Below are 21584 nucleotides of genomic sequence, written 5' to 3'. Positions count from 1 at the left end.
TGTGGTTATCAAGCCAGTGTGCATGAATGACGATTAAGCGGCAAAGCCTTCAACTGACTTGTTAGATGGTGCGGATGAACGGTTGTTCATGCGTTCAAGAATGTAAGTTTCCACCTCTCGAAAACGCGGCAAAGAGCGAAGCTCAAGTCGAGCACCATCCCTAAGAACAAGAACCATGTCTCCCCAGGCGCCAAAGCCTCGTGGGACAGTTCGCACTTCACTGATCTGAGAATAAACTACTTGCGTCTTGTCATTGCCCATCCAACCACCGCAAACTGAAATACGTCGGCTAGTAATGCGGAACCGCAACCAAATGGCTCGTACGATGGCACCGATGGTGAATGGTAGACCAATCAGCGTGAATCCTAGCAAAATATTCAGGATCAGATCCCCTTTTGCTGGTCCGCCTTCGTAGTGAAGGTCTTCCTGAATGGTGGTCATTTTCTCAGACCTGCAATTTTTAAAAGACTGTCGCATTCTTTGAGCAACTGCGCTGGTTCGGCTTCTGCGGCATCTGGCTTGAGACTGATCAATAACCACCGGTCAGCTAGATCGGACCGCTGCTCAAGACGCTTGCGAAGGTGATCATGTAGCAACCGTCTCAGGCGATTTCGACGAACGGCTCGCTTGCTCACTCTGTTGCTAATCACCAAAGCACAACGACAAGTTGTGCTTTGGTGCCTTAGCTCAGGCTTGAGCTGTTTTGGATCACTCTCGATTTGACGCAGGACCATCAATTGACTGTAGTGGCGTCGATTAGAACGGTGTAGTCGGCTGAAGCAACGATATCCACGCAGGCGCATGGAAGCCGGGAGTACCATCGACCCAAAATGTGTACAGAACGATCGAGATGGGACGAACACGTGACGTCCACTTCATTGAAATGTTACGAGATGGAAGTAACCCAGGTCAAACAGCTAGCCGGGTCCGTCCTCGCTTGCGTCGCGCCCGAATTAATCGGCGGCCAGTATGAGAACGCATTCGTACGCGAAAACCAGAAATGCGTTTCCGTTTACGGCTTGTCCCACCAAAAGTGCGCTTCGTCATAAGAACGATTTGGCTTCTAGCCGATCTGAGCCAACTGCTACATCGATTACCTAGTCTATGTCAATTATCCAACTGCCGACATAGCTTGGTATCGACATATTGCCAGGGGCTTGAATTAACGCATTCATTTGGTACATCCGCTTCCCTCTAGGATTGAACAGCCTGATATGTAGGGAATAGTCTCCCTCGGTCGGAACCGGTTGATTGGGTAAAACCTCGATGCTTGTCTGATCCTTGGTGACTTCAATAGTCGCTCTAATCTCTTCAAGGCACCTAGAGCGACCCGTGATACCACCTCGCGACGTACGGCAAAATGACATACGTTCCGGCTTAAGTTTAGCATCGAAAAAATCCGGCACCGTCACCGTCAATTTAGACATGACAATCTTGCGATCTTCTTCACGCAGGGTGAGATACCAGTCCGATCGATCGTTCTCAGTATCAGAAGTTTGAAAATAGTACAGTTTCCTGTAGTTGCGATCTGGGTTCCATCGGAACTCCATCAGACCGGTCGTGCTCTGGGCCGAAGATGACGCTGGTATTACGCCGCCCAAGCATGCGCTGATCAACAATGTACTGGTGGCCGCCGCACAGGGCATCAGACGTTGCAGAAGCGAACGGTGCATAGCGACGAGGGCGGCTTGTATAAATTCTCCTAAATGCAATATTAGACTGGTGTCTTGAGGGGTCGGCATCTTAATCTGTCAATCATAATTGGATCTATCAGGACGCAGGAGATAGGCCTTCCCACGGTAAGGGTGAATTGGCCTACGGTCCCCAGGCATCCAGGCATGAGCCAAAATCCGAATACAGCGTTCGAGATCCCCTTGAACAGCCATCTGTTGACAATCAAGAAGGGCAACTCCATCCCACCCCGGACGTTGTCGGGCCATGGCCGCTGGGAAACAAGCATCGAGATCTGCTGTTACAGAAAAAGTCACCGATACAATCCGTTTTGGTGTTAGGGCATTTTCCTCGACAAGTGCATCGATAAGATCCCGTACAGCAATCTGGATCGCAGCGACCGTGTTGGCGGCAGATGTCGTCGCGGCCCGCAAGCCAACCAGTCTCAGCGTGGAATTGTTCATGAGCGATACAGCCAAAGCACCTGGCCACTGCCCATAAGTTCGATTGATAATCGTTGTTGAATCTGGCTGAAAATTTGAGAACCAGGTAGCAAGCTGCTCACTTTTCGGCGAGGCTTGCCGAGAGTCACTGGTCGAATGTCGTCCTGATCAAGGTTCGCTAACTCTGCGGCCAGCTGTCGGGCATGTTCCTCATCCCCCAACTCATCAACAAGCCCGAATCCCAAGGCTTGCTCGCCACTGAACACCCGGCCATCCGCGAATTGCTTCACTGTCTCCTCACTAAGGTTGCGGCCTTGCGCTACGACAGCAACAAATTGTCCATAACTACTATCGATTAAGTCCTGAAGTAGTGCGCTCTCTTCCGCGTTGAGCGGTCGATCAGGGGACAGGATGTCTTTGAATTTTCCACTCTTCACCGTATCAAAACGGATGCCGATACGCTCAAGCACGCGAGAGAGGTCGTTGCCACGGAGTATTACGCCGATGGAGCCAGTAATAGTGCCTGGATTTGCAACGATTTTTTCAGCAGCGACACCGATGTAGACCCCACCGGAAGCAGAAATGTTGCCAAAGCTAGCTACCACACGGCAACCTTGATCCCGCAACCTCATCAGCGCTGAATGAATTTCCTGACTGTCCCCAACTGTTCCGCCAGGACTGTCGATTCGCAGGAGAAGCGCAGGAAATTCGCGACGCTTGACTTCAAGCAACGCTTTAAGGACACGCTGTCGTGTAGCGCCGTTAATCGGCCCCTCCACAACGATGCGCGCCATCCGGCGGTGTGATTTTCGGCTCAGGGGCCAGATCATGTCGCGCAGTTGAAGGCCTCAGGATCTTAAAAAGAGGCCTTCGGACTGTCGTCATGCCATTAATTCGGCTCTGGCTGTTGATGGTATTACCCTTTGCTCTTTGGGGTACCGCCATGACGGCCATGGCCCCTCTAACGAATACGAATGGGCCATGGCTTATAGCTGGTTTAAGGCTTCTCCCTGCTGGCTTGGCTCTCTTGCTTTGGATCCTTTCAACCGGGCGTAGCGTGTGGATTGATGGCCGCGATCTGGGCTGGTTTGCTTTATTCACGTTAGTGGATGCATGTTTGTTTCAAAGTCTCTTAGTAATCGGCCTCAGTGACACCGGTGCTGGTCTAGGATCAGTCCTGATTGATTGTCAGCCCTTGCTGGTGGCTCTCTTAGCGCGAGGATTGTTTGCCGAATCGATCAATCCGTTTGGGTGGGCTGGTTTAGGTCTTGGATTGGCTGGTATCTTTTGTCTGGGTGTACCTGGTGAATTTTTGAATCACTGGTGGTTATTAGCTGATCCACCTAACATTGAGCAGCTATTGCGACCTGGAGAGGGATGGATGCTACTAGCGTCCCTATCTATGGCTTTCGGCACCGTACTGATTCGCTTCGCTTCTCGCCACAGTGATCCAGTGACAGTGACGGCATGGCATATGTTTTTGGGAAGCGTTCCTCTACTACTGCTCTTCGGACTTCAAAACAAGACAAAACCAATCTACTGGACCCTAACCGATTGGGGACGGATAGGATTTGCCAGCCTATTGGGCGGTGCGCTAGCATACGGTCTCTTCTTTTGGTTTGCCAATCACAGGGACCTTACGAGCTTTAGCAGCCTAGGCTTCCTGACTCCAGTCTTTGCCTTGGCAACCGGGGGATGGTTACTTGGGGAGCGTTTGAGTTCTTTGCAGTGGATCGGCGTCGTGTTGGTATTGATATCTGTAATTTGCATGAGTCAGCGACAGAGACTATGGCAACCCACTACCGATACCGGGAACTTTTTGCGTGACGGTGCACCCTCTCCGCCTTGTACTGGTAAATACACCGATCGGTGCTCTCGGTAGCGGTCGAGGTGGTGGCGTTGAGCTCACTCTTACATCGTTAGTACAAGGCTTAATCCTCCAGAATCACCGAGTGACTCTCATTTCTGCTATGGGTTCGCAGTTGCCCTCGCGATGTTCTGCTGCGGATCTAGTTGAGGTGGATGGTGTTGATCAACCTAGCTGGCAGCACGCCAATTCCAAATCTTCTGTCATTATTCCGAGAAACGGGTTACTGCCAGCGCTATGGAAGGCAGCTCTCGAACATGGAGAGCGTGCTGATGCTGTAATTAATTGTGGCTATGACTGGCTCCCTCTTTGGCTCACGCCCTATGTCAGACCACGTCTCTTTCATCTAATCAGTATGGGCAATGTGGCTATGGTGATGCGTGAGGCCATTGAGGCGTTGGCTTGCAGCCATCCGGGTCGACTAGCGTTCCATACTCACCGCCAAGCTGCTGATTTTTGTCTTCCTGGAGCAGCCAAAGTTGTGGGAAATGGTTTTGACTTGAGCAACTACAATATGCAAACGAAGACCAACGGCCCCCTGGGCTGGGCGGGAAGAATAGCCCCGGAAAAAGGACTCGAGGATGCGGCCGCTGCGGCAGCCGCTCTCGGTGAGCCACTCTTAGTGTGGGGATTCAAGGAAGATCGAGACTACGCCGACTTTGTAGAGGCCAGTGTGCCAGCGGGAACACTTGTATGGCGAGGTTTTTGTTCCACTCAAGAAATGCAGGAGGAGCTAGGCCGCTGCCGTGCATTAATTAGCACTCCCAAGTGGAATGAAGCCTACGGAAATGTTGTGGTGGAAGCTCTAGCGTGCGGCGTTCCGGTAATAGCCTACGATCGTGGCGGACCCGGTGAACTCATCAAGTCTGGTGAGACCGGCTGGCTTGTTCCAGCAGACGATGTGGCCGCTTTGACGTCAGCGTTAAATCGCATTGATGAGATTGACCGTATGGACTGTCGTGCATGGGTGGAAAGCCATGCAACTCACGAGGTCTTCAGTGCCCGCGTATATGACTGGATCCGCGATGGATTAAGAGCAGATGCCAACCTCACTGGAACATATTGAATGGCCTGTCTGTGAGTGTGTCCTGCCGAGAGCGACGACAAACGCTGATATTGGTACTCGGTTTAGGTGTTCTAATTACGCTCTGGCGCCTTGGTGCAACTGGTGTAGTGGACGAAACCCCGCCGTTGTTTGCAGCTGCAGGGCGCGCCATGGCCGAAACCGGCGATTGGCTCACTCCGCAGGTGAACGGTTTACCTCGTTACGACAAACCTCCCCTGGTGTATTGGTTAATGGGTCTTGGTTATTCCTTGCCAGGCGGAGATTTCTGGGATCCACTTGGAAGCTGGGCAGCAAGGTTGCCGTCAGCCTTTGCGTCAATCGCAATGATGCTGGTGCTAACAGATACGTTTTTACGCTGGCCTCAAGAAAAAGATATCCGGCCCAGAAGTACATCGGTAATCACAGCACTTGCCTTCGCTCTGTCTCCTCTAGTTTTGGTTTGGAGCAGAACGGCCGTCAGCGATGCTCTACTTTGTGGATCCTTGGGGATCAGTTTGCTCCTGCAATGGAGACGGTTCGCGGATCCAACCTGTATAGCCTGGTGGCCGGCATGGACCGTTCTCGGCCTCGCAGTGCTCGTAAAAGGACCTGTGTCGGTCGTGATATCTGGTTTAGCACTACTTTTGTTTGGTGCATTACGGCACGACCTACGCACTGCTTGGACACGATTACGACCAGTCCAAGGAATACTGGTCACGACTCTGATCAGCCTGCCATGGTACGGACTTGAATTGCTAGTGGAAGGCCAGGCTTTCTGGGACAGTTTTTTCGGATATCACAACATCCAGCGCTTCACATCAGTCGTGAACGATCACCTTCAACCTTGGTGGTTTTTTGGGCCGGTTATGGTGGTGGCCGCTTTGCCATTGACCCCATTTTTGATCCTTGGCCTGGTTCAGGTACCTCGACAGCGTGTTCCGCCTGAACAGTCTCTTCAACAGTTCGCCGCATGTTGGTTGGTTGCAGTTTTTCTTCTGTTCACTGTTGCTGCAACCAAACTTCCTAGCTATTGGTTGCCGGCTACGCCGGCGGCCGCTCTACTTACGGGTTTCGCCACAACTGGTCGAAACCGCCTGCAAATCTGGGCCTGGATTATTTCCCTAGGATTGGTTGTATTGCTGGCCATTTGTTTTTGGCTGGCTCCAGCTTGGGTTGGATGGATTAATGATCCGGAGATGCCCACTTTAGCCGTCGATCTCCTTGCAAGTGGGTTGGTACGGCGCACTGCGTTGTGGTTTAGCCTTGCGGCGATACTCGGCCTCATCGCTTTAGTCTTACGCGAACCAGCGGTGGTAGGCCTACTTGGTATACAAGTTCCGTTACTTCTATTTCACATCACTGCTTTGATTCCGATTGCAGAACTAGCAGATCGACTACGCCAGGCTCCTGTACGGCAGATAGCTGCACAAATGCGTCAGCAATACAGAAAGGGTGAGCCTCTTGCAATGGTAGGCGTCATAAAGCCGTCACTTCATTTCCACACCGGTCAGATAATTTTGTTTGAAGGTCGCTCTGATAGAGCATTGGTAAATCTGGCAGATCGATTGGCAAACGAGCGACGTCGCGGTTGGGTAGGGTATTCCCTAGAAGGTAATGAGGCTCCCGACACCGTGCTAATCGCTATCGATAGCGATACTTCTAAGCAAGAGTACTGGCGTGATCTTGACCCAATCCATCTTGGTAAATACGGAATTTATAATCTTTGGCGACTCGATCGACAACGTTTAGAGAAGCGTGCCGATGTATTAAAAGCAGATGGCGTTGAAGCGGATTGGCGTCAACCCAGGCAAGAACGATTCTGAATCACTCTTTGGTTGATTGTATAAGATGCTGCCTATGACAAAAACCACAGTGGTCCCACAGTTTGATCTCACCCTTAGAAGCTAAACGATTGCAGCTTGGACATGTCCCCATACCGTGAATATCGATACGGCTAGGATGGCGGGCCCAGATGGTTGCTTCGTCTTCGGTCTGGGCGAATTCCACTGCATGATGCTGTTGAACACGTAGATTCCGGATCGAATACCCAGCACTTGCTAAAGCATTGAGAAGCTGAGGGCGATTATATAAAAGAGCCTGGCGCCATTGAGGGTGGCTTGCGCCGATGGTGAGAGTGCCACGACGTAACTCTAATGGACGACAGTGGGGAGCAAGTCGTTTGCCTACGATTACGGGCCAGTCCTGCCAGAGAGCGGCAAAATGATTATCTCGCCGCCAGCCACGCTGCAGTGATCCGAGACAACTTTTCAGTTGTTCTAGTGGTCTTCTCTGGGGCGGTTGAAGCAATTCCAGACCAGGTAGACGTCGACGTTGAGAATCGGGGGCAACTGCCATACCGAAACTTTAGGCAGAAAGATTCCATAAGATCTAGCTAACGTTGGACCGGATCCTTCCTCGTGTAATGGGCCTCTTCAATCGGCTGAGCCGACTAGTTCGCGCCAACGCCAACGCTGCTGTTAACAGCATGGAAGATCCAGTCAAGATTCTTGATCAGTCCGTGGCTGATATGCAGTCTGATTTGGTCAAACTGCGGCAAGCAGTCGCCATTGCGCTCGCGAGTCAGAAGCGTCTTCGTAATCAGGCTGAACAGGCAGAATCTCAGGCAAAAACTTGGTATGAGCGAGCTGAGCTAGCCCTGAAAAAGGGAGAAGAAACTCTCGCGCGCGATGCGCTGACACGACGTAAGACTTTCCAAGAGACTGCCACCTCGCTTGGGACCCAAGCTCGGTCTCAGGATAGCCAAGTAGAGACTCTTAAAAAGAGTCTCATGGCTTTGGAAGGAAAAATTGCCGAGGCAAAAACAAAAAAAGATATGCTCAAAGCCCGTGCACAAGCAGCCCAGGCTCAGCAACAACTGCAAAGCGCAGTAGGCAATATTGGCACCAACTCGGCCATGGCCGCCTTTGAGCGAATGGAAGAAAAAGTAGAGGCAATGGAGGCGACTGGGCAGGCTGCTGCTGAGTTAGCAGGCGCAGATCTAGAAAGTAAATTCGCAGCTCTAGAGGGTAGTAACAATGTTGATGATGAGCTGGCTACTCTGCGCAGTCAGCTTAAAGGCGATGCCGAGACGGTAATGCTGCCAGCTGCGGGATCCTCTGAGCCGGTCAAGAAAGTGAAGGTTGAGGAAATAGATGCTGACTTAGAGGACCTGAAGCGTTCTATCGACAAGCTTTAGTCTACTGAGTTTTTCTCCGTTGATTTCCATAAAATTGCGCTAGTCACTTGATTGCTTTGGCTTCTGCTGTTGTTGATTTCACGGATAACGGTTTCGAAACCGAGGTGCTCAAAGCTTCCAACGCCGTGCTGGTTGATTTTTGGGCTCCTTGGTGCGGTCCATGTCGCTTAATTGCTCCGCTTATGACTTGGGCTGCAGAAACCTATTGTGGCCGATTGAGTGTTGGCAAGCTTGAAGTTGATGGGAATCCCGCTACTCGGGATGCTTATCAAGTTCAAGGAATTCCTACCTTGATCTTATTTCATCATGGACGGCTCGTGACACGTCATGAAGGGGCAATCGCACAGCCTCAACTGAAGGCACTATTAGACGCTGCGCTCTAGAAAATCTTGGCGGAGGAATCTTTGCTTAAAGTGATGCCGCTAAGCAAACATGCTAAGTAGGTATGCTAGAAACAAGCTTCGTCGAATCAGAATGACTCAATCTTGAGCTATTTTTTAATTGCTTTCTCAGATTCGCCCTAGTAGCTGGGTTGATCAAAACGATTGCTATGGCGATTGTGATTTCCTCCAGCAGCGAGTATTGACTTTAAACAGGGATTAAACTTTTTCATTAAGTCGTCAAATAGAGAGCCAGCCCACTGGTTGGCTATCAAGCAAGCACAGCTTGCGTTATCTCCATGGCGCTTGATCTTAATTACATAGTTCTTATCTTGATTTTTATTCTAGTTTCATTTGGATGATTTATACCTTTCAGAAGCTTCAGTTCGATGGCTTGTGCACTCTGCCCTTAACGCGGATGACGTCTAAATTGCAAGGAAATTCAAGCTCCGTATTAGAATCTACTGAAATTCTCTATTCCTGCGTTATTCACATAACCCAACTAAAGCAAGAAAATTTAATGAAGAAAAATCCGGACTGTGGAAAAGTTCTGAAATTGGCTGATGCAATTACACTGGATTCTTGGAAGCCCCAGGAATCGGATCGTATGCATGCCTGTCCGGTGGGATTTGACAACTTTACTACTCCCAGAGTCGCTAGCATATGTTCACTGATGGCTTTACCGATTGTTCACCCCCCTTCACAGTTAGTTTAGATAGGCCAAGCAACGTCACAGTCGTTCCCGCTTCAAGCTTCGGCTTTGGAGTTCTGGATCATAAACAACAATAGTTACAGATCACCTTAAAACGCCTTGCTCAGCTACTGACTTTGGATGCTAATTAGAATTGATAGATATTTTAGATGAATGGGCGTCCTGGCCGCCATGGTGGCCGACTAATGTGGCATTACCACAAGATAGCCAAGTCTTCTGCCCAACCTTGGCTACTGCGCTGCTTTCCGGTTTGCAGTAGTACGGAGATGATCCTCAGCCACTGGCTGCAGGGAATGTCAGAGCCACAGCAACCCTGTGCGATTGTAGCGACCCATCAACGATGGGGAGTTGGACAGTGGGGACGTAATTGGTCATCGCCGACGGGTGGCGTATGGATCAGTGCAGCTCTTCCTTGGCAGGGGAAGGTGTTAGGTGGTCGAGTTGGTTTGTTAGGGTTGGCCGTCGCCGTGGCGCTAGCAGAACGGTTAGAGCGCCACGGATTACCGGTGCAAATCAAATGGCCGAATGACATTCTACTACATGGAAGAAAGCTGGTAGGTTTGCTTCCCAGTGTTATACAGCGCGGGTCTAGAGTTCGTATATTCCGAATTGGATTAGGTCTTAACGTCCGCAATTCGGTCCCGATGAAGGGCATTGCTCTCTACCAACTTGATCGACAGCGTGCAGCTGATCCAGCTTATTGGACTGCAGAAGTATTACTTGCGTTTGATCGTTGCTATCAATCTGGAGGTGATGGCAGTTGGTGTTTGTCTGCCTTGCAACGACGCTTGTGGGCCAATAAAATTTATCATCCTCGAGATGGTCGAATTTGGAGAATTTCTGGTTTAGCTGCTGATGGAGCATTGCAACTGCAGCACGGTAATCACACTGAGCAGTGGCATCACTTGTATTCATAAGCATTTGAGCTTTATATATTCTAAATCAATTCCTTCTAGATTTATTCATTCATATTTACATGTTGCTGTAGCCTAGTTATTTAATCTCCTAGGCATGCTTATTCAATTATCAATAGGCTTTTCAAAAAATTTTGAGTTAATAATTATATCACAAAAACAGATTTGTTTAAGGATAAACCGAGTTAGCGTTCTCATCAATGCCAAACATTAATCAAAAACATATTGCAATTATGCATTATTTTAATTTACTAAGCAATAAATAAGTACTTGTTTAGAGTGACAGCGTACTACTTACTGTTCGCTACTCTGGTAAAATTTTAGAAATCACGGTCAAGAATAATTAAGATCTCTATATACAGCGTATGAGCTGAAACAAGCAGCTAATCTTATTAAGAGTTTATCTTTACTATTATTTCTCAATCCATTCTATGTAAAAGAAATAGCGATTTTCCGCTTTGGTTTAGTTTGTTAGTCAAGTTATTATTAGTAATAAGGTTATTAACAATTTTACCTTATTCTGAAAAAATATTTGGTAAAAATGCTATTAATTATCTTTTTAATTAGTAACTTGACTAATATAGCAGAATTATAATTAATTTTAACAAATAGAGCATAAGATTTTTTATAATAGTTTTTCGGACTTTTATAGTGAATTATATATCAGTAAAAAACTAATGAATTTCTTCTGCTTTTAAATTTTGTCCCTCAACTTAATCTTAACTAAGATAATTTTGCTGTTAGTTTAAATATTTTTAGCAAGAACTAAAAATGTAAATTAAGCAGACTATTAACTCTAGAAAAAATTTATTTTTGGATAGTAAATCCTAGTCTATTAACACTCAAATCTTTGTACTGAACAATGAACAGTCTGGCGACTTCTAGAGGCGTCTTAGATTAGTCTCAATGCTGCAATGAAAGTAATGTAAAATCCGAATCGCTGATGCTAGTCGCCAGACTCATTTATTGTATTGTTAAGTCAATTGAACTGTAACCAATTCGTTTATTGTTGTAGGAATTTCAATTCAGCTTGCAAAGGCGTAAACTGAGCGGGTTCTTAATGTCGAAGACTGTCGTGGTAGTCGTTTAGTACTAACGTTGCCTAACTATCTCACTTCTAATCTGCCCAAGGGAGAGTGATCTGCAGCTTGATAGATGCGATCGGTGTTTGTGATTAAAAGGTTGTCTCAGCGATCGCTACTGTGTGATGTACGTACCGATCTTATAGGGATTGCTATACCTTAGTGACCATGGGAACTGCTCAGGTTGCTTAAAGAATAGTCCCCTGATTACTTACGGAAAGACCTACTGATTTCGATAATGCGACCGTCTTGGAAGCGTGCGATTTGTCGTGCTCGGGCAGCAACATCGTCTTCATGGGTAACCATCACGAACGTGATCCCTTGTTCGTGAAGCTCATCGAAAAGTTCGAGGACTCCTTCTGTAGTGTGAGAATCTAAGGCACCGGTCGGTTCATCCGCTAACAACAAACTAGGCTGATTGATAATTGCTCGCGCGATGGCTACTCGTTGTTGTTGCCCTCCGGATAGTTGATTAGGTCTGTTATTTAAGCATCGTTTTAGTCCTACTCTCTCGAGAGCAGCTCGTGCGCGCGATTGACGCTCATCGGGTCCTACACCAGCGTAAACCATCGGTAGCATTACGTTATCCATCGCCGTTGCATGGGGAAGCAAATGAAATTGTTGAAAAACAAATCCCAACGAACGATTGCGCACATCCGCTAAGGCGTCCTCATCAAATTGGTCGACCGCCATATTGTTAAGGCGGTAGCTGCCACTGGTAGGACGATCAAGGCAACCAAGTATATTCATAGCTGTGCTTTTTCCAGACCCACTAGCACCCATCACAGCTAGATAATCGCCCTCTCGAACTACAAGATCGAGACAGTCAAGAGCCCTTACCTCCAGATCGCCAGAGCCATAAATCTTATTGACACCCTGCAATTCAGCAATTACCCGGGAATCAGCCCTAGCCAAGGTTCCTACCGCTGGCCACAGCAATAGCTTGTTGTAGTAGAGGCGTTTCAGATACAGCAGTATTGGCCCACTGGAAGAGCGGGTTCGAGAGAATTCCACCCACAGCTGTTACAGCAACACAGCTGATCAAGGCTACCCGTAGAGGCTGCATACCCATCAATGACCAGTCCACCGTGGGATAGTTTTTAACAACATCAGAAGCTTCATGGGGTTCTTTTACAACCATCATCTTTATCACAGAAATATAGTAATAAATTGATACAACCGAAGTAACTAATCCTACGATGACAAGCAGATATTCATGATTTGCCCATCCGGCAAAAAACAAATAAATTTTGCCGAAAAATCCCAGCATCGGGGGAATACCTCCCAGTGAGAGCAAACAAAGACTAAGTCCAAGTGTGATCAATGGATCTTTCTGATAAAGGCCCGCATAATCAGATATTCGATCACTCCCGGTGCTGATCGAAAATAAGATGATACAAGCGAATGCACCAAGATTCATGAAGAGGTAGGCCGCCATGTAGAGCACCATCGCGGCAAAGCCATCTTCTGTTCCGCATACCATTCCAATCATTACAAACCCGGCTTGCCCGATTGAGCTATAAGCCAACATTCGCTTCATCGATGTCTGAGCTAAAGCAACAACGTTGCCTAGAGTCATGCTCAGCACAGCAAGAACAGTAAAGAGAAGTTTCCACTGACTGTCGAAAGCGCCAAAACAACCAACTAAGATACGTAATGCCAGTGCAAAGCCAGCGGCTTTCGAGCCCACGGAAAGAAAGGCAACTACAGGGGTTGGTGAGCCTTCATAGACATCAGGTGTCCATTGATGAAACGGAACCGCAGCAATTTTGAAGGCCACTGTTGCAAGTACAAAAACTAGAGATAAGGCCGCCAGGGGTGTTGTACTGGTTTGTAGGGCTACGCCAATAACCTCAAGGTTGGTGCTGCCGCTAAACCCATACAGAAGGGATGCTCCGTAAAGAAATACCGCTGCCGCTGCTGAGCCCACCAATAGATATTTAAGTGCAGCTTCAGAACTGCGAGCATCCCGCTTCATGTATCCGGAGAGCAGGTAACTAGCAATGGACAGGGTCTCTAATGAAATGAAGATGCTGACTAGATCAGTTGCACCACAAAGCAGCATTGCTCCAAGAGTCGATGCTAAAAGGATGGCGGCGTATTCACCTACGGGGGTACCACCTTTTTCTGCGTATCTCCAGCTGATCAGCAATGACAGCAAGGTTGATGTGGCGATCACCGCACGAAATGCGACCGCCAGATTATCAGCCAGAAACGCACCAAGAAACGATGGTTCCAGCGGTGTATTCCATTGCAGCGCCAATAGCACCAGGGCCCCACCAAGTCCGAAGTAGCAGATCGGTGGGGCCCAACGCGCAGCGACTGTTTCGCCAGCAAGATCTACAAGCAAGGTGGCGATCATCGCTACGAGAACAGCACCCTCTGGCAGGACTGCTAAGGCGTTCGGGGAAAGGTTGAGCAACTCACCAGGAGCGGCCATGGCCTGGGTAACGACAAGAAAAGCACCCATCTCGGGCATAGCGGCCTAAATGCTATATGCGTTGGGGTGACTGTAGCGGCGCCCATACATACAGCCCGATTGGATGTGCAGAGCGTTCCGCAGTGCGATAAAGAAGGTGTCCGGTTTATTGCCCGCTTGTGGCGCACACCCTCGTCATCGTTGAGAGCCCTACGAAGGCCCGCACCATTCGCGGATTCCTTCCAAAAGGATTCAAAGTCGAGGCATCCATGGGTCATGTTCGGGATTTACCCAACAACGCCAGTGAGATTCCCGCGACCGCTAAAGGCCAAAAATGGGCGAACCTAGGTGTAAATATTGAGGCCGAGTTTGAGCCCTTGTATGTGGTACCAAAGGACAAAAAGAAAATTGTCCGAGAATTGAAAGATGCTTTGAAAGATGCAAACCAGCTTTTGCTGGCTACTGATGAAGACCGCGAAGGCGAGAGCATTAGTTGGCATCTCCTGCAGCTTTTGGCCCCGAAGGTACCGGTAAGGCGAATGGTATTTCACGAGATCACTAAGGAAGCTATCGGCAAGGCTCTTGATCAAACACGTGATCTCGATATGGAGTTGGTGCATGCGCAAGAGACGCGTCGGATCCTGGATCGCCTGGTGGGCTATACGCTTTCGCCGTTGCTGTGGAAAAAAGTAGCCTGGGGACTTTCTGCTGGTCGTGTTCAATCGGTCTCTGTGCGTCTACTGGTTCAGCGCGAACGAGCTCGAAGAGCATTTTGCAGCGGTAATTATTGGGATCTCAAGGCCAAATTGAGGCAAGCCGGGAGCAGCTTTGAAGCAAAACTCACCCACTTAGGGGGGTGTCGCATAGCGACGGGTAGTGATTTTGATGAAAGTACTGGTGAGTTGAAAGCTGGATCCAATGTGCAACTGCTTCATGAGGACGAAGCCAGAGCGCTGACCGATAAGGTGCGTCAAAGCGCTTGGAAAGTGAATGCCGTTGAGGAAAAACCGACGGTGCGTAAGCCGGTGCCCCCGTTTACTACCAGCACCCTCCAACAAGAATCCAATCGCAAGCTACGGCTTTCTGCACGAGAAACAATGCGTTGTGCTCAGGGTTTGTACGAACGAGGTTTCATCACTTACATGCGAACAGATTCCGTTCATCTCTCTGACCAAGCAATTAGTGCCTCCAGAAGCTGTGTACAAACCTTGTATGGCAAGGACTATTTGAGCCGGGTAGCCCGCAAATTCAGCACCAAAGCACGTAACACACAGGAAGCCCATGAAGCGATCCGTCCTGCGGGAGAAAAATTTCGTACCCCAGGAGAAACAGGTCTCGATGGTCGTGATCTGACATTGTACGAGTTGATTTGGAAGCGCACAGTCGCCAGTCAGATGGCGGAGGCCCGACTCACCATGCTCTCTGTAGATCTCAGATGCGCAGGTGCCAAATTTCGAGCCAGTGGCAAGCGCATCGACTTTCCTGGTTTCTTCCGCGCCTACGTTGAAGGAAGTGATGATCCCGATGCAGCCCTAGAAGAACAGGAGGTAATTCTGCCTGCTCTCGCCGTAGGAGATGCTCCCAAGCTGAAAGAAGTGGAAGCATTGGGACATCAAACCCAGCCGCCAGAGCGATTCAGTGAGGCTTCTCTGGTGAAGATTCTGGAGAAAGAGGGCATCGGCCGTCCCTCCACCTACGCCTCCATTATCGGAACCATCGCCGATCGAGGCTACGCCACAATTCAAAACAATTCCTTGACACCAAGCTTCACAGCATTTGCTGTAACAGCATTACTGGAGGAACATTTTCCTGATCTGGTGGATACCGGCTTTACAGCACGGATGGAGGATACGCTCGATGAGATTTCTCATGGAAAGGTGCCGTGGCTCCCGTATCTCGAAGGTTTTTATAAAGGTGAGCAGGGTCTTGAGACCCAAGTTCAACGACGAGAGGGTGATATCGATCCGGGTGCTTCTCGCACAATTGACCTTGAGGGGCTGAACTGCGTGGTGCGCATCGGTCGATTTGGTGCGTATCTCGAGTCGAAACGCATCAGTAAAGACGGTGACGAGGAGTTAATTAAAGTGACACTCCCCCGTGAAACAACTCCAGCGGACCTTGATCAAGAGCAAGTCGAACTGCTTCTGAAACAAAAAGCGAATGGGCCTGAGGCTCTCGGTGAGGATCCAGAAACCGGCGACCTAGTGTATTTGCTCTTTGGACAGTATGGCCCTTACGTACAGCGAGGTTGGGTCAGCGATGAGAATCCCAAGCCTAAACGAGTGTCTTTGCCTAAAAGCATAAAACCCGAAGACCTTAGCCTCGAGAATTCCCTAGGCCTTCTAAGACTGCCACGACTTCTAGGAGATCATCCTGACGGCGGCCGCATTCAGGCGGGAATGGGTCGTTTTGGGCCCTACGTAGTATGGAACAAGGGTAAAAGTGAGAAGGATTACCGCTCTCTTAAGGGAGAAGACGACGTCCTGATCGTTAGTCTTACCAGAGCCCTAGAGCTCTTGGCAATGCCGAAGCGGGGTCGCGGTGGACGTGCGGCTCTACGAGATCTGGGTAAGCCAGAAGGCAGTGAAGATGCAGTTCGGATTTATAACGGACCCTACGGTTTGTATGTAAAGCAAGGAACGCTAAATGCTTCTCTTCCGGAAGGTAAGGGAGCTGAGGATGTTACTCTCGAAGAGGCAATTGAGCTTTTGGCCACTAAAGCCTCATCTAAGAAGACAAGCCGTAAACCTGCAGTAAGTAAGGCAAATTCGACAAAAAGACCCGCCGCTAAGAAACCAGCAGCAAAAAAACTTCCAGCCACCACAAAAACTGGGCGTCTACGAGCCAGTGCCGTGCGCATAATTAGACCAGGAAAAAGTTGATGCTGCAACGCCTGGTGTGGATGGTTCCTCTGGTGTTGATGCCAGGGTGTGTTGGGAATCCTTTTGCTGAACAATTGGAAAAGAGTTTTGTTCCTTCCGCTGCTGCACCTCCCACCAGCATGGCGCCAGCAGTAGCTAGCCAGGCGTCTCCTTCAGTAGCAGCCTCGTTCGAGGATTCTGACACCCGAGCTAAACCTATACATTTCGAATTGACGGACTCTAAACCCAGAGTTTCAACAAGTCTCAAAGCTGAAAGGATAAAGTTAAAAACGACCACATTGCCACCATCGGATCAGCCCCAAGAGCCTTACAGAATCACAATTCATCTATCTGGAGCAGATCCTGCTGCTCCCGCCGAGATCGTTACTCGGACGCTACGTGAGGCTGATGTGAGCTTTACCGTTGAACGCATTGAACGGGTCGAGCCATGAACTTGGATCCAATGCCCCTTAGCCGTCAGCAGGCTTTGCGGTTGGTGGAAGGGGCTTATTTGGCAGCAACAACAGGCTTGATCTGGTTGGCTTTGTATTACCTTCCCATCGGGGGTGCCTTACTTCGTTTAGCTGTACCACTTCCCCTCACGCTCCTTCAGTTGCGCCGTGGCGGCCACTCTGGAGCTGAAGGGTTGCTTTTAGCCGTACTTCTCCTTACCGCGCTAATGGGTCCCGTTCGTGGGCTTTTATTGTTGTTTCCATATGGGTTGCTCGCGCTTTGGCTGGGATGGAGCTGGTATCGAGGACTGAGCTGGTGGTTGAGTTGGGGTATAGGAGCAATGCTTGGGACATGTGGCTTTCTGGTGCGTATTGTAGTCCTTTCACTGCTCATAGGCGAGAACCTTTGGTTAGTGATTAATCGCGGTGGAGCTGGATTGCTTGAACGCCTTGTCGCTTTGTTCGACTTACCGATGGCTCCTGATATGACGCAGGTTCAGCTGATGGTTTTAGCCCTAGTGGTGATGCAGCAAGTCATTTACGTGCTTTCCCTTCATGCCTTGGCGTTTTGGATCTTCCCCCGGCTGCGTTCTCCCATTCCTGAGCCGCCTCAATTGCTGTATGGATTTGTTGCCTTCGACCCCATCTAATTTTCCCCTGGTTTTGCCTGAAGGCTGTCGCTGTGTAGGTCAGCAAGGTTCTCCCGCTGCTCATGTCACGATGCTGGCCCCTTGGCTTAAGCAAAACCTTAGCCTTGATCTGCTGCTTCTGTTGGCAGCGACGCGAACCGCTGAGCATAAGGGTATTTCTGAAGCCGGTTCAACAGCTACAGCTCGAAGGATCACAGCACTTGCTGATGCTGAACTGTTACTGAAAGGACCCTCCACGTCGAAAAAGTGGCCTCTTCCATCCCTTTCGGCTGGTGTATCACCTGCTTTGTTGAGTCATGTCGCGGTTCGTCGGCTGTCTCTGCAACCTCTGGTGGCGGTGATAGGCCTGATGATGCAGCCGGATTTCGACCACCTAAGAGTTGAATCGTCAGATCTCGGGCCCGCTGACTGTCTTTCTTCTGGAGCCGCTATGACGATTGATCGGGTAGACCACCTTTGGCGTCAAGGAGAACGAATCGGTGCTGGGCTGAAGAGGCCTCTTACGCTCATCGAATGCGTTCCAGGTGGAACAACCACGGCTCAGGCTGTGCTCACTGCGCTTGGGTTCCACGTCGCGGATTTGATCAGCGGTAGCGCAAGACAATCACCTCGAGCCTTAAAATTTGCTCTGGTGGCTAAAGGGCTAAGACAAGCCAATCTTGGCGAAACTTGTACTGCCGTAGCTATGTTGGCGGCGGTGGGCGATCCCTTTCAAGTATTAGCGACAGGTTTGTTAGTGGGAGCTGTGCGATCCCATCAACCTGTGCTGCTGGGGGGTGGAAGTCAGATGTTAGCCGTGTTGGCATTGGCCCTATATGCGTTGTCGGAAACAGACAGGGACTCCCTAGTTCATCAGGTACTTGTGGGCACAACGGCTTGGTTAGCCGATGAAGGAGCTATCGATGGACAACCATCTTTGTTGGATCATTTAGTAAACGAAATTGGAGCACGATTTGGGTTACTGCTATCGGTTTTCGCATGTGGTATCCACTTTCACGCCAGCTCCTATCAGGCGCTGCGTGACTATGAACAGGGTTACGTGAAAGAAGGGGTGGGTGCTGGTGCGTTGTTGTTCCTTGCCCAGCTAAGGGGAGTCGGCTACCATGAGCTTGTGGCTGACTGCGACCGAGCAATGGCGCAGCTCCTTGGTTGCCCCGTAGAATCGGGCTTATGACCACATCTCTTGAGTGGTGTTCAAGGAAAATTTGCCGACGTCACTTTCTACAGATAGCAGGCGGGGCCAGCTTAGTAGCGTTGGCTGGCTGTCGCAGAGCTGTGGCTGCGCCACAGCTCTTAGCTCTTTCAGGAATTCTACCGAAACGTTGGACGACAGAGTTACCGAAACCATGGCAGTTCATCACATCCAAAACCTTAAATCAATGGACACAGGCAGATCGTAACCAAGCAGATCTCCTTGCTTTCACCGACGGTTGGATTGAATCTCTTTCAACAGTTCCATTGCAACCTATCGCAGCTTCCCCACTTCGGAACCGGCTCGATGCAGCTGCACTCAGGCTTCTGGAAGCATTAGGACCCCAGGAATCATGTGTTCTACCTGTTGGCGTAAGTCCTTGGGTGATGCTAGTTCGCCAGAACGCTATCGTGGAATCGATAAAAATGCTGGGTTGGGAGATGTTGCTGGATCCCCATCTGCAGGGACGAATTATACTTCCCGCTAGTCCACTACTGGTGATTAACCTGGCAGATCGATTGGAGCAAAAGGACGCCTTGGAACGCTTGCGTCGCCAGGTACTCACGTTCGACGATAGGCAAGCGGTAAATTGGTTGTTGAAGGGAGTGGCGACTGTAGTGGTGTTGCCCTTGCAGCGATGCTTACCCTTGCTCAAGCAAGATCCTCGAGTAGCGGCGGTTCTACCAGCTCAGGGGGCCCCTCTAAACTGGACTATGCTGGCAAGGCCATTCGGGACTCAGGAGCCATTGCCTCAAGAATGGGTAGAACAAGCGTGGCGCGAACCCTTGCGGCGACGTCTTTTACAGTTCGGCTGGCGTGCCCCTTTGCCCACCGCCTTACTTGAAACCGATCGCCAATATCTTCCTGAACGCTGGCACTCACTAATGCTACCACCAGCTAAGATTTGGGATTTATGTTGGTCACTTCCGAGGCTTAAGCCTGAGCAACAAATCAGTTTGCGGGAACGCTGGCAGGCGTCAACCCCATAACCGCCGCCGAGGTGCGGCGGCGAGTCTCGCATGAGTATCTGCTAAAAGTTGGGGAATGTCTAGCTGATGAGGGCAACGAGGTAGGCAATCGCCACAACCCTTACATGCAGAGGCATTCACACTCTCCCACCAGTGCCCAGCTTTCCCGATGAGGTTATAACGCTCTTGGCTGTAACCAACAAGGTCATGACCGACAGCTAAATTGCGTAGCCTTAGAAGATCAGGTATTGGTACATGATTGGGACAGGGTAAACAACCACGGCATTGCTTGCAGAACTCATTACCTAAGCGCTCCTTTCGAAGTCGCTCCAACCTTCGCAACGCCTTGGTTTCTTGCTCATTGAGGGGTCCATCGCATTGGGCAAGATTTTTTAAAATTGATAAGTCATTTGGAGCCGCTGCTCCCAGGGTGAGTGTGGAAACTCCCTGAGCCAACAAGTATCGATAAGCGAGAGCTAAGGGTTCTACAGGGTAGCAGTCGCTCCTCATAGTAGCGCTTGGAGCTTGCAGCCGTCCGCCTTTGTCTGCTGGAGAAATTGCCATTACTCCGATGCCGTGGTTCAAAGCCCAGCGCGCAAGGGGCAACCGCTGAGGGTCTAGAAGATGGAGATGTAAACTGCAAAAACTGAAACGCTTGCAATCCAAAGCGCTTTTAATCAAGGCGAAGCTTCCGTGGCTGCTAAACCCAAGCTGCGTGACACGACCACTGGCAAGAGCCCAATCCAGTAGATGTGCTCCGTCCCCCTGCAGGACCCAATCTAAATGTTCTGGAAGATTAATTCCATGAATCGCAAGATTGTCAAGCGTTTTGACTCCAAGTCGCTGAAGGATGCTATTCAGTTGACGTTGACCTTCTTCAAAGGTAAGGCCCGGCAGAAGTTTACTTGTAATCACCCAATTGCCTTGGGGAATTTTTGAAGAGCTCCTTAGTGCCTCTCCCAGAAACTGTTCTGCGGGTCCATAAGCAGGGGCGGTCTCTAAGTGATTAATACCAATATCGACAGCGGCTTCGAGCACCCTTGCCATGTGCTCAACGGAGCTCAAGGCCCGCATCGTTCCCAGGGTAAATAGGCTAACGGGACGTCCCTGCCCAAATGACCGGCGCTTCACTCACCTGAGGGGGGGAGGTTGGTGTCTGAAGGGTCCTGATCCGACCTGCCTCGCTTATCCAAATGACGTACGAGAGCAGCAGGGCTTAAATCGTCAATAAAGCGATTAAAAGCGATTTGATCTTCGGCGTCCGCTTCGGCATCGACTGCAATCGATGCTTCAGCCACTACCTCCTCTAGCATCCAGATACTACAACCGGTTCGGACAGCCAAGGCAATAGCATCACTTGGTCTGGCATCCAATTCAATAAATTCCATTTCATTGTTGTTAAGTTCAGCGTCGTCCGAATCGATTCGAAGTCGTAGTACAGCATGAAATGTATTGTCTTCGATGGAATGCACAATGACGCGGTCGAGTTTCAGCCCGCCAACTACAAGGAGAGTTGCCATGAGGTCATGACTCAGCGGCCGTAAAGGAGGTATGTCTTGCAAGCCCGCCATGATGTTGTAGGCCTGCGACTGATCGATCCAAATCGGGACCTGACGCCGACTGCTGGGATCCCTGAGAAGTACGATCGGGCTTCGACTGATGGCATCTAAAGCAACACCTGCGACGCTCATCTCAACCATGGCGACGCTTCAACGCTGACAGATTATGGCGA

The 21584-nt window shown here is 49.8% G+C and carries 23 protein-coding genes; 12 read left to right on the top strand and 11 right to left on the bottom strand.

Annotated features, from left to right (window positions below; all coding sequences use genetic code 11):
* Positions 1–33: 33 nt before the first annotated feature.
* From ABWV55_RS04190 to sppA, 6 genes are all read right to left on the bottom strand, one after another.
* Positions 34–441, bottom strand: a complete 408-nt coding sequence (locus ABWV55_RS04190; protein ID WP_353292426.1) for a PH domain-containing protein — start codon at positions 439–441, stop codon at positions 34–36.
* Entirely contained in the window at positions 438–821 is a 384-nt protein-coding gene (locus tag ABWV55_RS04185) for a ribonuclease P protein component (protein WP_353292568.1), read from the bottom strand. Before ABWV55_RS04185 ends, ABWV55_RS04190 begins: the two co-directional genes overlap by 4 nt.
* 88 nt (positions 822–909) lie before the next feature.
* Entirely contained in the window at positions 910–1047 is a 138-nt protein-coding gene (rpmH, locus tag ABWV55_RS04180; protein ID WP_353292425.1) for a 50S ribosomal protein L34, read from the bottom strand.
* 50 nt (positions 1048–1097) lie between these two features.
* Positions 1098–1742: a DUF2808 domain-containing protein gene (locus ABWV55_RS04175; protein WP_353292424.1), complete on the bottom strand. Its 645-nt coding sequence runs from the start codon at positions 1740–1742 to the stop codon at positions 1098–1100.
* Between the two features lie 9 nt (positions 1743–1751).
* Positions 1752–2135, bottom strand: coding sequence for a chorismate mutase (aroH, locus tag ABWV55_RS04170; protein WP_353292423.1), 384 nt, complete (start codon positions 2133–2135; stop codon positions 1752–1754).
* Entirely contained in the window at positions 2132–2944 is an 813-nt protein-coding gene (gene sppA, locus ABWV55_RS04165; RefSeq protein ID WP_353292422.1) for a signal peptide peptidase SppA, read from the bottom strand. The genes aroH and sppA overlap by 4 nt, the downstream gene beginning before the upstream one ends.
* Positions 2945–2997: 53 nt before the next feature.
* Between sppA and ABWV55_RS04160 the strand changes: the two genes are divergently transcribed.
* The 3 genes from ABWV55_RS04160 to ABWV55_RS04150 are packed head-to-tail and all read left to right on the top strand — an operon-like array spanning position 2998 to position 6849.
* Positions 2998–3996: a DMT family transporter gene (locus tag ABWV55_RS04160; protein ID WP_353292421.1), complete on the top strand. Its 999-nt coding sequence runs from the start codon at positions 2998–3000 to the stop codon at positions 3994–3996.
* Entirely contained in the window at positions 3938–5047 is a 1110-nt protein-coding gene (locus ABWV55_RS04155) for a glycosyltransferase (RefSeq protein ID WP_353292420.1), read from the top strand. The genes ABWV55_RS04160 and ABWV55_RS04155 overlap by 59 nt, the downstream gene beginning before the upstream one ends.
* Before the next feature lie 11 nt (positions 5048–5058).
* A complete protein-coding gene (locus ABWV55_RS04150) occupies positions 5059–6849 on the top strand; it encodes a glycosyltransferase family 39 protein (RefSeq protein ID WP_353292419.1) in 1791 nt (596 codons plus the stop codon).
* Position 6850: 1 nt separating this feature from the next.
* Here the strand turns inward: ABWV55_RS04150 and ABWV55_RS04145 are convergent, their stop codons facing one another.
* On the bottom strand, positions 6851–7381 hold the full coding sequence (locus tag ABWV55_RS04145; protein WP_353292418.1) for a DUF721 domain-containing protein: 531 nt from the start codon (positions 7379–7381) through the stop codon (positions 6851–6853).
* A gap of 67 nt (positions 7382–7448) precedes the next feature.
* On the opposite strand from ABWV55_RS04145, the gene ABWV55_RS04140 reads away from it, so the two are divergent.
* The 4 genes from ABWV55_RS04140 (at position 7449) to ABWV55_RS04125 (ending at position 10231) form a co-directional block, all read left to right on the top strand.
* A complete protein-coding gene (locus ABWV55_RS04140) occupies positions 7449–8222 on the top strand; it encodes a PspA/IM30 family protein (RefSeq protein ID WP_353292567.1) in 774 nt (257 codons plus the stop codon).
* A gap of 56 nt (positions 8223–8278) precedes the next feature.
* Entirely contained in the window at positions 8279–8605 is a 327-nt protein-coding gene (trxA, locus tag ABWV55_RS04135) for a thioredoxin (RefSeq protein ID WP_353292566.1), read from the top strand.
* A 517-nt stretch (positions 8606–9122) separates the two neighbouring features.
* Positions 9123–9317, top strand: coding sequence for a hypothetical protein (locus tag ABWV55_RS04130; RefSeq protein WP_353292417.1), 195 nt, complete (start codon positions 9123–9125; stop codon positions 9315–9317).
* Positions 9318–9463: 146 nt separating this feature from the next.
* Positions 9464–10231, top strand: a complete 768-nt coding sequence (locus tag ABWV55_RS04125; RefSeq protein WP_353292416.1) for a biotin--[acetyl-CoA-carboxylase] ligase — start codon at positions 9464–9466, stop codon at positions 10229–10231.
* A gap of 1286 nt (positions 10232–11517) precedes the next feature.
* Here ABWV55_RS04125 and ABWV55_RS04120 read toward each other — a convergent pair.
* Both ABWV55_RS04120 and ABWV55_RS04115 read right to left on the bottom strand, forming a co-directional pair.
* Positions 11518–12225 carry an ABC transporter ATP-binding protein gene (locus tag ABWV55_RS04120; RefSeq protein ID WP_353292415.1) on the bottom strand — a complete coding sequence of 236 codons (708 nt, stop codon included), beginning with the start codon at positions 12223–12225 and terminating at the stop codon, positions 11518–11520.
* The gene (locus tag ABWV55_RS04115) at positions 12218–13789 is read right to left on the bottom strand and encodes an NAD(P)H-quinone oxidoreductase subunit N (protein ID WP_353292414.1); all 1572 of its coding nucleotides are present in this window, start codon (positions 13787–13789) and stop codon (positions 12218–12220) included. Before ABWV55_RS04115 ends, ABWV55_RS04120 begins: the two co-directional genes overlap by 8 nt.
* 119 nt (positions 13790–13908) lie before the next feature.
* Between ABWV55_RS04115 and topA the strand changes: the two genes are divergently transcribed.
* From topA to ABWV55_RS04090, 5 genes are read left to right on the top strand one after another with little or no spacing between them, the layout of a single operon-like run.
* Complete coding sequence (topA, locus tag ABWV55_RS04110; RefSeq protein ID WP_353292413.1) at positions 13909–16611, top strand: type I DNA topoisomerase; 2703 nt, start codon at positions 13909–13911, stop codon at positions 16609–16611.
* Positions 16611–17042, top strand: coding sequence for a hypothetical protein (locus tag ABWV55_RS04105; RefSeq protein ID WP_353292412.1), 432 nt, complete (start codon positions 16611–16613; stop codon positions 17040–17042). The genes topA and ABWV55_RS04105 overlap by 1 nt, the downstream gene beginning before the upstream one ends.
* The gene (locus tag ABWV55_RS04100; RefSeq protein WP_353292411.1) at positions 17039–17692 is read left to right on the top strand and encodes a DUF2232 domain-containing protein; all 654 of its coding nucleotides are present in this window, start codon (positions 17039–17041) and stop codon (positions 17690–17692) included. Before ABWV55_RS04105 ends, ABWV55_RS04100 begins: the two co-directional genes overlap by 4 nt.
* A complete protein-coding gene (locus ABWV55_RS04095) occupies positions 17598–18866 on the top strand; it encodes a nicotinate-nucleotide--dimethylbenzimidazole phosphoribosyltransferase (protein ID WP_353292410.1) in 1269 nt (422 codons plus the stop codon). Before ABWV55_RS04100 ends, ABWV55_RS04095 begins: the two co-directional genes overlap by 95 nt.
* Complete coding sequence (locus ABWV55_RS04090) at positions 18842–19873, top strand: ABC transporter substrate-binding protein (protein WP_353292409.1); 1032 nt, start codon at positions 18842–18844, stop codon at positions 19871–19873. The genes ABWV55_RS04095 and ABWV55_RS04090 overlap by 25 nt, the downstream gene beginning before the upstream one ends.
* Here ABWV55_RS04090 and ABWV55_RS04085 read toward each other — a convergent pair.
* The gene (locus tag ABWV55_RS04085) at positions 19862–20983 is read right to left on the bottom strand and encodes an aldo/keto reductase (RefSeq protein WP_353292408.1); all 1122 of its coding nucleotides are present in this window, start codon (positions 20981–20983) and stop codon (positions 19862–19864) included. The genes ABWV55_RS04090 and ABWV55_RS04085 overlap by 12 nt on opposite strands.
* A complete protein-coding gene (locus ABWV55_RS04080) occupies positions 20980–21552 on the bottom strand; it encodes a bifunctional nuclease family protein (protein WP_353292407.1) in 573 nt (190 codons plus the stop codon). Before ABWV55_RS04080 ends, ABWV55_RS04085 begins: the two co-directional genes overlap by 4 nt.
* Positions 21553–21584: the final 32 nt, after the last annotated feature.

Origin of the sequence: Synechococcus sp. M16CYN, assembly GCF_040371545.1 — a bacterium.
Lineage (GTDB): Bacteria > Cyanobacteriota > Cyanobacteriia > PCC-6307 > Cyanobiaceae > Parasynechococcus.
The sequence above is the reverse complement of the archived record's forward strand: the minus strand, read 5'-3'. Positions and strand labels throughout refer to the sequence as shown.

What these genes read in the sequence shown, in the direction of transcription:
- ABWV55_RS04140 (WP_353292567.1), top strand. Translation starts at nt 7,449, where the DNA reads ATGGGCCTCTTCAATCGGCTGAGCCGACTAGTTCGCGCCAACGCCAAC.
- ABWV55_RS04175 (WP_353292424.1), bottom strand. Translation starts at nt 1,742, where the DNA reads ATGCCGACCCCTCAAGACACCAGTCTAATATTGCATTTAGGAGAATTT.
- rpmH (WP_353292425.1), bottom strand. Translation starts at nt 1,047, where the DNA reads ATGACGAAGCGCACTTTTGGTGGGACAAGCCGTAAACGGAAACGCATT.
- ABWV55_RS04185 (WP_353292568.1), bottom strand. Translation starts at nt 821, where the DNA reads ATGGTACTCCCGGCTTCCATGCGCCTGCGTGGATATCGTTGCTTCAGC.
- ABWV55_RS04100 (WP_353292411.1), top strand. Translation starts at nt 17,039, where the DNA reads ATGAACTTGGATCCAATGCCCCTTAGCCGTCAGCAGGCTTTGCGGTTG.
- ABWV55_RS04095 (WP_353292410.1), top strand. Translation starts at nt 17,598, where the DNA reads ATGCCTTGGCGTTTTGGATCTTCCCCCGGCTGCGTTCTCCCATTCCTG.
- ABWV55_RS04160 (WP_353292421.1), top strand. Translation starts at nt 2,998, where the DNA reads ATGCCATTAATTCGGCTCTGGCTGTTGATGGTATTACCCTTTGCTCTT.
- sppA (WP_353292422.1), bottom strand. Translation starts at nt 2,944, where the DNA reads ATGATCTGGCCCCTGAGCCGAAAATCACACCGCCGGATGGCGCGCATC.
- ABWV55_RS04080 (WP_353292407.1), bottom strand. Translation starts at nt 21,552, where the DNA reads ATGGTTGAGATGAGCGTCGCAGGTGTTGCTTTAGATGCCATCAGTCGA.
- ABWV55_RS04115 (WP_353292414.1), bottom strand. Translation starts at nt 13,789, where the DNA reads ATGCCCGAGATGGGTGCTTTTCTTGTCGTTACCCAGGCCATGGCCGCT.
- aroH (WP_353292423.1), bottom strand. Translation starts at nt 2,135, where the DNA reads ATGAACAATTCCACGCTGAGACTGGTTGGCTTGCGGGCCGCGACGACA.
- ABWV55_RS04105 (WP_353292412.1), top strand. Translation starts at nt 16,611, where the DNA reads ATGCTGCAACGCCTGGTGTGGATGGTTCCTCTGGTGTTGATGCCAGGG.
- ABWV55_RS04130 (WP_353292417.1), top strand. Translation starts at nt 9,123, where the DNA reads ATGAAGAAAAATCCGGACTGTGGAAAAGTTCTGAAATTGGCTGATGCA.
- ABWV55_RS04145 (WP_353292418.1), bottom strand. Translation starts at nt 7,381, where the DNA reads ATGGCAGTTGCCCCCGATTCTCAACGTCGACGTCTACCTGGTCTGGAA.
- ABWV55_RS04190 (WP_353292426.1), bottom strand. Translation starts at nt 441, where the DNA reads ATGACCACCATTCAGGAAGACCTTCACTACGAAGGCGGACCAGCAAAA.
- ABWV55_RS04125 (WP_353292416.1), top strand. Translation starts at nt 9,464, where the DNA reads ATGAATGGGCGTCCTGGCCGCCATGGTGGCCGACTAATGTGGCATTAC.